We start from the raw sequence: 13,620 nt of genomic DNA, 5'->3' as shown, positions 1-13,620 counted from the left end.
GAGAATCATGGTTTTCAACGGATCTGTGCCCCCGGTCGCGGCCACCGCGACATTCGAATCGAGAATCCCGGACAGCCAGCGCGACCTCGTGCTACTTGTCGCGACGCTGCTCGGCGAGGCTCCGGAGGACATCGATCCGGCGGAGAACCTGATCGAATGCGGTATCGACTCGCTCAATGTCATGCGGGTCGTCGATTCCTGGAACCGGCGCGGTCTCGGCATCAAGTTCGCGGAGCTGTTCGAACGGCCGACGATCGCCGACTGGTGGCAGCTGGTTTGCGCACGGACCCCGGAGATTTCGCCGGAGGCCGTCGTCGCCGCCGTGGTGGACGAATCGGCCCCGTTCGACCTGAGCCCCATTCAGCACGCGTATTGGGTCGGCCGGGGCGACGACCAGCCGCTCGGCGGCGTCGGCTGCCACGTGTACCTCGAGATCGATGGCGGCGGTGTCGATCCCGCTCGCCTCGAGCACTCGGTCCGCGCGGTGGCCGAACGGCACGCGATGTTGCGGGTGCGCATTCTCGGCGACGGTACGCAGCAGATCGTGCCGCGACCGGACTGGCCCGGCCTGCGGGTGCACGATCTGCGCGACTCCGACCGGGCCGCGGCCGAGCTGAGCACACTGCGTGATGCGTTGTCGCACCGCAGACTCGACGTCGAGCACGGCGAGGTGTTCGACGTGCAGTTGTCGCTGCTGCCGAATGGCTCGACCCGCCTGCACGTCGAACTGGACCTGCTGGTCGCGGACGTATTGAGCTTCAACATCTTCCTCAACGACCTCGCCGCGGCCTATCGCGGCGACCCCGAAGCGCTGCGCCCACTGTCGTATTCGTTCCCGCGTTACCGGACGGAGCTGACCGCACAGCGCGCGGCCGCCGTCGAGGGTGACCGGGCGTACTGGACGTCCCGGCTGGCGGATCTGCCTGCCGCGCCGCCGCTTCCGCTCGCCGTCGATCCCGAACGAGTCGTGGGACCGCGGTTCCGCCGGATCGCGCGCTGGCTCGAGCCTGCCGCATACCTTCGTCTCACCGAACGGGCGCGCGAGCACCAGGTGACCGTCGCGATGATGCTCGCGACCGCCTTCGCCGAGGTGCTCGGCCGGTGGAGCGGCACGTCGCGGTTGCTGCTCAATGTTCCTGTCTTCGACCGGAAAACGTTGCACCCGGACGTCTCCGAGATGATCGCCGACTTCACCAACCTCGTCCTGCTCGAGGTGGACCTCGGCGCGCCGGGTTTCGCCGACCGCGTCCGGCGTACCCAGCGGCAGTTCCAGACCGACATCTCACACACGGCGTACTCGGGCCTCGATGTGCTGCGCGACCTCGCGCGCAACGGTGACGGACATGCCGGTGCGCCAGTGGTTTTCGCCAGCAACCTGAACAGCGGGGACCTGCTCAGCCCCGACTTCCGGGAGTCCTTCGGCGAACTCGGCTTCATGGTTTCGCAGACACCGCAGGTATGGCTGGACCACCAGCTGATGGAGATGGACGGCGGGCTGTACCTGAACTGGGACTACGTCCCCGAGCTGTTCGCCGAGGGCGTCGTCGAGGGCATGTTCGACGCGTACTGCGGTGTGCTGGAGTGGCTTTCGTACGGTGACTGGTCGGCGCCGGTGCCGATCGAACTGCCGCAGGACCAGCGGGCGGTGCGCGGCGTAGTCGGCGCGACCGAGGGCCTGGAGTCCGGGCGGCTGCTGCACGAGGCGTTCTTCCAGCGGGCCGAAGCGGATCCCGCGCGTCCGGCGTTGCTGTGGGACGAGGACGGCGAGATGTCCTACGGCGAACTGGCCGACTGGGCATTGCGGGTGGCCGGTGGGTTGGTGGCCGACGGCGTGCGGCCCGGTGACCTGGTCGGCGTGACGGTACCGAAGGGTCCGGCTCAGGTCGCGGCGATCTTCGGTGTGCTGGCCGCGGGCGCTGGCTACGTACCGGTTGGCATCGATCAACCGGCCGTGCGTCGCGAACTCATGCTGGGTGCTGCCGGGGTTCAGCATGTGGTGGCCGACGCGGCGCGGGGCCCGTGGCCCGCGGGCGTGCGGGTGATCTCGCCGACGGAACCGGGTGGCACTCCCTTGCCTGGTCCGGTGGGTGTCGGCGTATCCGGTTCGGCCTACGTGATTTTCACGTCCGGCTCGACGGGTCAACCCAAGGGCGTAGAGGTTTCGCACCGGGCGGCGGTGAACACCGTCGAGGACGTCAACGAACGGTTCGGCGTGGACGCCGACGACCGGGTGCTCGCGGTCTCGGCAGCGGATTTCGACCTTTCGGTCTACGACCTGTTCGGCTTGCTCGGTGTCGGCGGCGCGCTGGTGCTGGTCGGCGAGCAGGACCGCAGGGAGGCCCGCCGCTGGGTCGAGCTGTGTCGACGCCACGACGTGACCGTGTGGAACAGCGCACCCGCGTTGTTCGACATGTACCTGACCACCGCCGAGGCCGAGGCGGGCGAGGTGGCCGATCGGATTCGGTTGGTACTGGTCTCGGGTGACTGGGTGGGCTTGGATCTGCCCGGTCGGTACCGGAGCCGTTGTGCCGGTGGCCGATTCGTCGCGTTGGGCGGCGCCACCGAGGCCGCGATCTGGTCGAACGCCTTCGAGGTAGATCAGGTCGGTCCCGAATGGCGCTCTATCCCTTACGGTTTCCCGTTGCGCAACCAGTGCTATCGGGTGGTGGACACCCAGGGCCGGGATTGCCCGGACTGGGTGGCGGGCGAGTTGTGGATCGGCGGCGTCGGTCTGGCGGAGGGGTATCGGGGCGACGCGGCGAAGACCGAGGAAAAGTTCGTCTGGTGGCAGGGCCGACGGTGGTATCGCACCGGTGACATGGGGCGATTCTGGGCGGACGGCACGCTCGAATTCCTCGGTCGGTTCGATCATCAGATCAAGGTGCGCGGTCATCGAATCGAGCTGGGCGAGATCGAATCCGCGCTCGAAGCCCACCCGCACATCGATCGCGCGGTCGCGACCACCATCGGTACCGGTGCCCATCGCAAACTCGCCGCGGCCGTCACCGCCGCCGAGACCGCCGAGCCCGCCACCGACGAGGTGGAGCTGTGGCTGCGCGATCGGCTTCCGGCGCACATGGTTCCCGAACAATTCGCCGTCATCGCGGTGCTGCCACTGACGCCGAACGGCAAGGTGGATCGTGCCGCCGTCGCCACCGTGCTCGAGCAGCAAGACATCACGACCGGCCAGGAGGCCGAACCGCCGCGGGGGCGCATGGAGCAACTCGTCGCCGAGCTGTGGGTCGAACTGCTGCCGATCGACCGCGCGACGCGAACCGACAACTTCTTCCGCTGCGGCGGCGACAGCCTCATCGGCACCCGTCTCGTCGCGCGGCTGGGCGCCGCCGGGATCGAGGGCGCGGAGCTTCGCGGACTGTTCGCGAACCCGACGCTGGCCGGTTTCGCGGCAACGCTGGAACTCGGCAACGCGAACGTGGTCGGCTTCGAGCCGGACCCGGCGGCCCGCTACGACCCCTTCCCGGTGACCGACGTGCAGCTCGCCTACCTGATGGGTCGGCGACCGGAGTTCACTCTCGGCGGTATCGGCTGCCACTTCTACAGCGAATTCGACGGCAGCGACATCGATCTCGCCCGGCTGCAACAGGCCTGGAACACGCTGATCGAGCGGCACGACATGCTTCGCACGATCTTCGACGGGAACGTGCACCAGTGGGTGCTGCCCAGCGTCCCCGAGTTCGTCATCGAGGTCACCGACGCCGATGCGGCCGACGCCGACACGGCGCTCGCCGAACTGCGTGAAGACATGGCACACCGGACCTTCGAGCCCGGTGAATGGCCGCTGTTCGATGTGCGCGCCGTGCGGTACGGCGACCGGGTCCGCATCGGCGTCGGCCTGGACAACCTGATCGTCGACGCACTCAGCATCTTCATCCTGTTCGCGGAACTGGAACTGCTGTACTGGGATCCGGCGGCACCGCTGCGGCCGGTCGGCATCACCTTCCGCGACTACGAGCTCAACACCCGGCCGAGCGCGGAGGACATCGCCGCGGCGCGCGACTACTGGCTCGACCTGATCGACCGGCTACCACCGCCACCGGAACTTCCGCTCGCCATCGAGCCGGGCCGCATCGAGACGCCACGCTTCGCCCGCCGGGAGACCCACATCGACCAGGCCAGCTGGGCGAGGATCACCGAGCGGACCCGCGAATACGAGATCACGCCGTCGGCGCTGTTGCTGGCGTGCTACGCCGAAGTCCTCGGTGCCTGGAGCACGCAGCAGGATATGACGTTGACGCTCACCACCTTCCAGCGCGACCCGGTCCACCCCGACATCGACAACATCCTCGGCGAGTTCACCTCGCTCTTGCTGGTCGCGTACGAGCCGGAACCGGGCTCGGGACTGGCCGCACGGGCGCGCGGTCTGCAGGAACAGATCTGGCGCGGCCTCGACCATCAGGCGGTGTCCGCGACCTGGGCGCTGCGCGAGATGGGGCGGCGCGCCGGGGTGGCCGAGGTGAGCATGCCGGTCGTGTTCACCAGTGCGCTCGGCGTGCTCGACGGCATGGACACCAGTGGTGCGTCCGCCTTCGCCGAGGTCTCCTGGGAAATCTCGCATACGCCGCAGGTGTCGCTCGACCTTCAGGTTCGCGAATATGCCGACGGCGTCTCGGTCAGTTGGGATTTCGTGGAGGGACTGTTCGCCGACGGCGTGATCGACCAGATGTTCGCCGCCTACTGCGCCGCGCTCGACTGGGTGGCCGGGGGTGACTGGGCAACGCCGCTGCCGCTGCGGCTGCCTCAGCGGAACTCGCTGCCGATACCGCGCGCGGAGAGCGGCAGGCCGTTGCACGGCGGGTTCTTCGAATGGGCCGAGCGTGAGCCGGGCCGGGTGGCCTTGGTGTGGGGCGAGGACGGCGAGTTGTCCTACGGGACGTTGGCCGCGTGGGCGCTACAGGTGGCCGGTGGCTTGGTGGCCTGCGGCGTGCGTCGCGGTGACGTTGTCGGGGTGACGCTGCCGAAGGGCCCGGCCCAGGTTGCTTCGATTCTCGGTGTGCTGGCCGCGGGTGCGGCGTACGTACCGGTGGGTGTCGACCAGCCGGTGGCACGACGGGATCGGATGTTCGCTTCGGCGGGCGTCCGGTACGTGGTGGCCGACGAGGCCAGCGGCGGGTGGCCCGAAAACATGCGGGTGATCTCCCCGGCGGCACCGGACGGTACCCCGTTGCCAGGCCCGGTCGGCGTCGACGTATCCGGTTCGGCCTACGTGATCTTCACGTCCGGGTCGACGGGTGAGCCCAAGGGCGTAGAGGTTTCGCACCGGGCGGCGATGAACACCTTGGACGACATCAACGAACGGTTCGGCGTCGGTGCCGACGATCGGGCATTGGCGCTGTCGGCGGCGGATTTCGATCTGTCGGTGTACGACCTGTTCGGCTTGCTGAGCGTCGGCGGTGCGCTGGTGCTGATCGGTGAGCAGGATCGCCGCGAGGCCCGCCGCTGGGTGGAGCTGTGCCGTCGCCATGAGGTGACGGTCTGGAACAGCGTGCCCGCGCTGTTCGACATGTACCTGACCGCGGCCGAGGCCGACGGTACGGCCGACCAGATCCGGTTGGTGCTGCTGGCCGGCGACTGGGTGGGCATGGATCTGCCCGTGCGATACCGGGCGCGCTCTGCCGCAGGCCGATTCGTCGCGCTCGGCGGGCCGACCGAGACGGCGATCTGGTCCAACGCGTACGAAGTCACCGAAATGGATCCCGAATGGCGTTCCATCCCCTACGGATTCGCCCTGCACAACCAGTGCCACCGAGTGGTGGACACCCAGGGCCGGGATTGCCCGGACTGGGTGGCCGGTGAACTGTGGATCGGCGGAGTTTGCGTCGCACAGGGATACCGGGGCGACGCGGCCAAGACCGCGGAGAAGTTCGTGTCCTGGCAGGGCCAGCGCTGGTATCGCAGCGGTGACGTGGCGCGGTTCTGGCCGGACGGCACGCTGGAATTCCTCGGTCGGCTGGACCATCAGGTCAAGGTACGTGGCCATCGAATCGAGCTGGGCGAGATCGAATCCGCGCTCGAGGCGCATCCGTACATCGATAGCGCGGTCGCGACCACCGTCGGTACCGGCGTCCACCGCAAACTCGCCGCGGCCGTCACCGCCGCACACAGCGGGGCGACCCCGGCCACCGACGGCATGGCGGAGCTGGACCGAGTGCTCGACGGCGGTGTCGATGAGGCACTCACCACCGGTGGCGATGTCGAAGCGGCGATCGTCGAGGCGCGGATCGCGGCATTGCTCGCCGCCGGGCTCGAGTCCGGCCCCGCTCCGGTGGACGACATCGCAGCGGCGCTCGGCGTCGCAGACGACTTCCGCAATCTGCTGGTGCTCTGGCTCGACTGGCTCGTCGAGCGGGACGTGCTCACCGCGCACTCCGGCCGCTTCGGTACCGGAGCACGCTGGGACGAGGCCCGTGATCCGGCCGTCTTGGCGGCGAATGTCGCTGCGGCCGAGGGCACGTGGATGCACTCCGTGGCCGAACGGTTGGCCGTCGCCGATGCTGAAGTCACCGAGATCCTGCGCGGCGATCGGTCACCGCTCACCCTGCTGGAGGATCCGGTGCTCGCGCCGGAGTCGCTGGTCGCCGGGCAGCCGGATGTCGGGGCCGCGATCGGCCGGATCGCCAGAACGATCACCGGGCTCGCCGCCCGGCTCGGCCGTCCGGTCCGCGTCGCCGAACTCGGTTGCCGCACCGGCATGGCCGCGCGCCACCTGCTCGACGGCCTTGACAGCGAGCACATCGAGCTGACCTTGCTCGACCCGTCGCCCCGACTGCTCGACCTCGCCGCGCAGCGGCTCGACGGGCTGCCGCACAGCAGGCAGTTCCGCGCGATGACCGGTGGGGTGCTGCCGCAGGACCTGCGCAACCACTTCGACGTCGTCGTGACAGTCGTTGCGCTGCACCGATACCGCGATCCGGTGGACGGCGCGCTGGAGGCGGCCGACCTGCTCGTCCCGCGCGGTCTGCTGGTCGGCATCGAGCACAGTGAGCTGGCACCGATCGGGTTGCTCACCGCGGCCCTGCTCGAGCGCGGGTTCGGCGGTGGCCGCCGCAGCCCGATGCTGGACAAGGCCCGCTGGGCCGACGTGCTGACCGCGGCGGACCTGTCCGAGATCGACATTGCCGAGCGGGACGATTCCGCGCTGCTGCTGCTCACCGCGCGCTCGGCGGTGGACCGCCCGGTGCTCGATGCGGAGCAGGTGCTGGCCAGGCTGCGCGGCGAACTGCCGACGCACATGGTGCCCGATCGGTTGACCGTGCTGCCGCGGCTGCCGCTGAGCGCCCGCGACAAGGTCGACCGCAAGCGGGTGGCCGAGTTGCTCAGCTCGATCGGTGACGGCGAGGAGGCAGGCGAACCGCCGCGCACCGAGGTGGAAAAGGCCATCGCGGAGCTGTGGGCCGGGCTGCTGCCCGGCGCGGGCGCCGACATCGGCAGGCACACCAACTTCTTCGCCATCGGTGGCGACAGCTTGACGGCAACGCATTTCGCCGAGGCGGTGCGCCGCCAGTTCGGTGTGGTCTTGCGGCTGCGGCAGATGTTCGCCGAACCCACCGTGGCCGCGGTCGCCGACACGATCTCGGCCCAGCTCGACGAATCAATGGAGGACGGCGAGATATGAGTCCCAATCAAGTTATCGCGGAACTGGAAAAGGCCGGGGTGCATCTCTGGGAAGAATCGGGCAAGCTCCGATTCCGCGCCCCGAAAGGGGTGATGACCGGCGAACGCGTCGCGGTCCTCCGGGAGCAGAAGGAGGCGATCCTCGCCGCCCTGCGCAGCGCGGGACTGCCCACCGTCGTCGCCGATCCCGCGCACGCACACGATCCGTTCCCGCTCACCGACGTGCAGACCGCGTACGTGATGGGCCGCAGGCACCGATACGCCTACGGCGGCATCGCCTGCCACATGTACGTCGAAGTCGAGTACGACGAACTCGATCCCGTCCGGGTGGAGCAGGCCTGGAATCGCCTGATCGCGCACCACGACATGCTCCGTGCCGTCGTCTCCGACGAGGGCTTTCAGCAAGTGCTGCCGGAGGTTCCGCATTACCCGATCCCGGTCGCCGACCTGCGCACCGGCACCGACGAGGCCGTCGAAACGTTCCTGACCAAGGTCCGGGACGAGCTCGGTCATCAGCAGATCAGCACCGACAAGTGGCCGCTGTTCGAGTTGCGCCTCACCCTGGCCCCGGCCAGGGCCGTGCTGCACGTGTCGGTGGACTTCCTGCTCGCCGACTGGGCCAGCATCTCGATGCTGCTCGATCAACTCGAACGATTGCAGCGGGACCCGGATTACGCACTGCCGCAGACCGATGTGTCGTTCCGCGACTACGTGCTCGCCGAGCGCGGCATGCGGGACGCGGCCCAGTACCAACTCGACCGCGACTACTGGCTCGACCGCGTCGACGACTTGCCGCCCGCTCCCGAACTGCCCACCTCGTCGCGCGAGGACGACCTGCCGACATTCACCCGCAGGGAGCTGCACCTGGCGCCCGACGACTGGGTCGCCTTCAAACGGCGTGCCGGCGGGGCGGGCGTGACCGCGTCGGGTGCGGTGCTCGCCGCCTACGCCGAGATCATCGGAATGTGGGCGCGGCGACCGGATTTCACGCTGAACCTGACGCTGCTCAACCGGCTGCCGTTGCATCCGCATGTGCCCGTGCTGGTCGGTGACTTCACCTCGGTCACCCTGCTCGAGGTGCGCCCTGGTGGGGCCGCCAGCTTCGCCGAGCGGGCCCAGCGGCTCGGCACGCAACTGTTCGACGACATGGACCACCGGCTGTTCTCCGGCATCGAGGTGATCCGCGAGATCGCTCGTCGGCGCAGCCAGGACGAGGCGCTGATGCCGGTGGTCTTCACCGGCTCGATCGGCCTGGACAGCGGCAACGACGAGGCATCGCTCGGCCGGTTGGGCTACGGCATCAGTCAGACACCGCAGGTGTGGATCGACTGCCAGGCCTTGGAGCGCGACGGCGCCCTGCAATTGAACTGGGATGTGCGCACCGAGGTGTTCCCCGACGGCCTGGTGGACGACATGTTCGCCGCCTTCGAGGACCTGCTCGTCCGCCTGGCCCGCGACGAGGACGTGTGGAATGCGCAAGCGCCGGTGTCATTGTCACCGGAGCAGGCACGGCGCCGCACCGAGGTCAACGCGACGACCGGCCTGATCCCCGACACCCTTTTGCACGAGCCGGTGCTCGCGGCCGCGCGGCGCCACCCGGACCGGGTCGCGGTGATCGACGCCGCGGGCAGCTACACCTATCACCAGCTGTGCGCCCGCGCCCGCGGCATCGCGGACGCCATCGGGCAGGCCGGTGCGGCGCCGGGTGACATCGTCGCCATCGCGGTGGACAAGGGCCTGGATCAGATCGCGGCCGTGCTCGGCGCATTGGCGGCCGGTGGCGTGTACCTGCCCATCGATCCGGGTCAGCCGGTGACGCGGCGGGATCGCATCCTGAGCGACTCCGGTGCCGCGTTCCTCGTCGGCGCGCAGGCCGACACCACCGCGCCGACCTCGGTCCGAGCCATCGGACTCGACGAGATCGCCGCGAACACCGCGACTTTCGAGCTCGCGGCGCGCAACCGCACCCCCGACGACCTGGCCTACGTGATCTACACGTCCGGCTCGACGGGCACGCCGAAGGGCGTGATGATCAGCCACCGGGCCGCGGCGAACACGATCGCCGACATCTCCGAGCGCTTCGAGGTCACGGCCGAGGACCGCGTGCTCGGCCTGGCCAATCTCGGCTTCGACCTGTCGGTCTATGACATCTTCGGCACCCTGGGTGCGGGCGGCACCCTCGTGCTGCCCGACGCGGCTCGGCGGGGCGAACCGTCGCACTGGGCCGAACTGGTTGCGCGCCACGGCATCACGGTATGGAACTCGGTGCCCGCTCAGCTGCAGATGCTGAGCCACTACCTGTCGGCGCACCCCGACCTTGCCTTCCCGTCGCTGCGGTTGGCGCTGCTGTCCGGGGACTGGATTCCGGTCACCCTGCCCGACGAGATCCGGGCCAGGGTGCCGGGTCTGCGGTTGATCAGCCTCGGCGGTGCGACCGAGGCGTCGATCTGGTCGATCCACTACCCCATCGATGCGGTCGATCCGGACGCGTCGAGCATTCCCTACGGCTATCCGTTGCGGAATCAGACCTTCCACGTCTACGACCACGAAATGCGGGACCGTCCCGAGTGGGTAGCGGGGGAGTTGTACATCGGCGGGGTCGGCGTTGCCCTCGGCTACCTCAATGACGAGGAGCGGACCGGGCAGCGTTTCCGACGCCACCCGGTCACCGGTGAAACGCTTTATCGCACGGGTGATTTCGGCCGATACCTGCCGTCGGGGGCGATCGAGTTCCTCGGCCGGGAGGACGACCAGGTCAAGATTCGGGGCCATCGCATCGAGCTGGCGGAGGTGGAGTCGGCGTTGCTGTCGCACCCCGCGGTGTCCGGCGCGGTCGTGCTCGTCGACGGCGGCGAGGCGCTGCGCCGCAGGTTGGCCGCGTTCGTCGCGGCCACCGAGCCGCTGGAGGACCTGCACCTGGACCGCTACCTGCGCGATCTGCTGCCCGGCTATATGTGCCCGTCGGCGGTCCACCCGGTGGCGGCGATACCGGTCACCGCGAACGGGAAGGTCGATCGCGCCGCGCTCGCCTCCGAACTGCGCGGCCTGTCCGGTGTGGCGGCCATGGGCGGCGACGAGCCGGCCGAGGGTCTGGAAACCACGCTGGCACAGCTGTGGGCCGAAGTACTCAAGATCGAGAAGGTCGGTCGGCACGACGATTTCTTCGCACTCGGTGGCAATTCGCTGCTGTCGACGCAGCTGGTGGCGAAGCTGCGCGATCGGGTGCCGGAGGCGGCGGGCATGTACTTCGACACGCTGGTGCGCGAACTGCTCCCGGAGCCGACGGTGGCGGCCATGGCCCGCTATCTGTCGAGCGTTGGTCAGGCGGCGCAGCCGGAACCCGCGCGGCGCAAGATCGTGTCGCCGCTGGTGCATCTCGGCCACGGGACCGCGGACCCGGTTGTGGTGCTCGTGCACGACGGCACCGGCAAGTTCTACAACTTCGCCGCGCTGCCGAACCTGCTCGACCCGGATCGAAAGGTGTTGGGGCTCACCGCCGGTGACGCCGAGACCTATCTGCGCACCGAGCCGGAACTGCTGCTGGAGCGGCGGGCCGCGGCGTACGCGCGCTTCGTCCGCACCGAGCGTCCGGGCCGGGTCCAGGTGGCCGGTTACGGCGCGACCGCGGTGCTCGCGCTCGAGTTGGCTCGCGAAATCGCGGCCGCCGGAACGGAAGTCGACAAGGTGGTGCTGGTCGATCCGTATCGCCTGAGTGATCTCGCCCGCGACGATGCCGAACTCGAGTACCTGTTCGCGAAGGAGATCGGGGTCGCACCGGCGGCGGTGGGCTTCCCGCCGACCCTCGCGCAGGTGGCCGGGCATCCGTGGAGCACGACCTCGGCCGAGCGGATCGCGGCGATCGGCGCGTTGGTCGAGATCGCCACGGACCTGACAACGGCCAAGCGCTACGACATCTTCCGCGCGACGGTAGATGCGTTGCGCGGCTACCGGGTTCAGCCGTACGACGGGCCGGTCGTCGTCGTCGGATCGGCCCCGGAACCGGAGCTGACCGGGTTGGTGGACGAGCTGCGCACCGGTGGCCTCGGCGATGTCACGGTCCATCATCCGTCGCCCGACGAGAAGTTCGCGCTGCTCGCCGCACTCCTGAACGAGGCGCGATCATGACCGCGCGGATCGGGCTGCTCGGCGGCTACGGTGCGGTCGGCGCGCTGATCGCCGAGCGGTTGCACAAGCAGGGGGCAGGCGATCTGCTGATCGCCGGACGGGACGCGACCGCAGGCCGTGCGCTGATCGCCGACCGCCTCGGTGGCGCCGGTGAATTCGCGCAGCTCGACCTGATGGATGCCGACGCGCTCGCGCGCTTCGGCGAACGCTGCACCGTCCTGGTGAACTGCGCGGGACCGACCCGGCTGATCCTGGATCGGGTCGCGCTCGCGGCGCGGCGGGCGGGCGTGCCCTACGTCGACATCGGCGGCGACCACCCCGTGCATGCCCGCCTGGCCGGTGCGCACGACTGGTGCGCGGTGCTTTCCGCGGGCATGATCCCCGGCCTGACCGGTTTGCTGCCGCGGCACCTGGCGCGTGGCTGCGATGTCATCGAATCGCTGACGGTGTACCACGGCGCCCGCGACACCTTCGGGTACTCCTCCGCCTACGACTACGTCGTCGGCATCAGGGACGGCGACGATGTGCCGTTGGCCGCGTGGCGCAACGGTCCGGCCCTCGACGCGGTGCGGCGGCAAACCGATATCCGTTTGCCGCACTTCAGGGAGCCGGTCACCGCGCAGCCGTATCTGTCGCCGGAGGCGCGCCGGAGCGCGACCAACCTCGGGCTCGGGTCGGGTACCTGGTACGCCGTACTCGAAGGCGAGCGGCTGCCCGGCTTGCTCCAGCAGATTCCAGGCAGCGCCGAGTCCGAGGTTCCGTCCCTGACCGAAAAGGTCAGGCAGGCAGCGGAATTCGACGTGCTCGGCCGCGCGCGACACGCCACCATGCTGTTCCAGCTGGATGGCAAGACCGCGGGGCAGCCGGTCACTCGATCGCTGGTGCTGCGTGCCGACAGCGCCGCGGCACTCGTCGCGGCCGCCGCGGTGCCCGCGATCGTCGCGGTGGCCGCGGACCGGATCGGTCCCGGCGTGCATTTCGCGGCCGAAGTCCTCGCGCCCGACCGTGTGGTCGACGACCTGGCCGCCGATCCGGCGGTCGTGCACCTGTCCGAGCACGACACCGCGCTCGACGAGCTCATCGCACTCGATGAAGGAACGATATGAGAGCCACCGACCAGTCCCGTTTCCGGGTGTACCGCCCGGAACCGTCACCGCAGCTGCGGCTCGTGTGTTTTCCGCACGCGGGCGGTTCGGCAAGTTTCTACCGTGGGTGGGTCGAGCATCTTCCCGACGGCATCGAACTTGCGATCGCGATCTATCCGGGCCGCGAGGACCGGTTGGTCGACTCCCACCCGGACACCCTCGAAGGTCTCGCCGACGAATTCGTCGCGGCGCTGCCGGGCGGCCCCATGGTGCTGTTCGGGCACAGCATGGGCGCTGCCGTGGCGTTCGAGGTCGCGCGCCGGACGACCCGGCCGGTCGAACGGCTGATCGTCTCCGGCCATCCGCCGCCGCATCGGCTGCGACCGAACGACGTGCACCTGCGTTCCGAGGAAGGCCTGCTCGATGAGCTGCGCAGTCTCGGCGGTGCGACGACGGCACTGTTCGACCATCCGGAGATCCGCGAGCTCATGCTGCCGATGATCCGCGCGGACTACCGGCTGATCGAGCGATACCAGCCCGGTTCGGTTGCCCCGCTGCACATTCCGCTGTCCGCGGTGATCAGCGACGCCGATCCGGAGATCACCGAGGACGAGGCGCTGGCGTGGCAGGACTGCACGGTGGCCGGCTTCGATCTGCACACCATGCCCGGCGATCACTTCCATCTCGTCGAGAACCAGCGTGCGTTCGTCGGATGGCTCTCGGGGCTGCTGACGACCTCCGACACGCTCTGGCCTTCGACGCCGTGACGACAGCAGAA

4 protein-coding genes are annotated in these 13,620 nt (G+C 69.2%); all 4 read left to right on the top strand.

Translation table 11 applies throughout. The features are described from left to right. Positions 1-7 precede the first annotated feature (7 nt). From KV110_RS35850 to KV110_RS35835, 4 genes are read left to right on the top strand one after another with little or no spacing between them, the layout of a single operon-like run. The gene (locus tag KV110_RS35850; RefSeq protein WP_218471571.1) at positions 8-7,633 is read left to right on the top strand and encodes a non-ribosomal peptide synthetase; all 7,626 of its coding nucleotides are present in this window, start codon (positions 8-10) and stop codon (positions 7,631-7,633) included. Beyond that, positions 7,630-11,757, top strand: coding sequence for a non-ribosomal peptide synthetase (locus KV110_RS35845; protein ID WP_218471570.1), 4,128 nt, complete (start codon positions 7,630-7,632; stop codon positions 11,755-11,757). The genes KV110_RS35850 and KV110_RS35845 overlap by 4 nt, the downstream gene beginning before the upstream one ends. Beyond that, positions 11,754-12,863, top strand: a complete 1,110-nt coding sequence (locus KV110_RS35840; RefSeq protein ID WP_218471569.1) for a saccharopine dehydrogenase NADP-binding domain-containing protein — start codon at positions 11,754-11,756, stop codon at positions 12,861-12,863. The genes KV110_RS35845 and KV110_RS35840 overlap by 4 nt, the downstream gene beginning before the upstream one ends. Next, a complete protein-coding gene (locus tag KV110_RS35835) occupies positions 12,860-13,609 on the top strand; it encodes a thioesterase II family protein (protein WP_218471568.1) in 750 nt (249 codons plus the stop codon). Before KV110_RS35840 ends, KV110_RS35835 begins: the two co-directional genes overlap by 4 nt. The last annotated feature ends 11 nt before the right edge of the window (positions 13,610-13,620 follow it).

The organism is Nocardia iowensis, assembly GCF_019222765.1.
Taxonomy (GTDB): Bacteria; Actinomycetota; Actinomycetes; order Mycobacteriales; family Mycobacteriaceae; genus Nocardia; species Nocardia iowensis.
The sequence above is the reverse complement of the archived record's forward strand: the minus strand, read 5'-3'. Positions and strand labels throughout refer to the sequence as shown.

Coding starts and splice junctions, on each gene's coding strand:
- KV110_RS35835 (WP_218471568.1), top strand. CDS start 12,860: ATGAGAGCCACCGACCAGTCCCGTTTCCGGGTGTACCGCCCGGAACCG.
- KV110_RS35850 (WP_218471571.1), top strand. CDS start 8: ATGGTTTTCAACGGATCTGTGCCCCCGGTCGCGGCCACCGCGACATTC.
- KV110_RS35845 (WP_218471570.1), top strand. CDS start 7,630: ATGAGTCCCAATCAAGTTATCGCGGAACTGGAAAAGGCCGGGGTGCAT.
- KV110_RS35840 (WP_218471569.1), top strand. CDS start 11,754: ATGACCGCGCGGATCGGGCTGCTCGGCGGCTACGGTGCGGTCGGCGCG.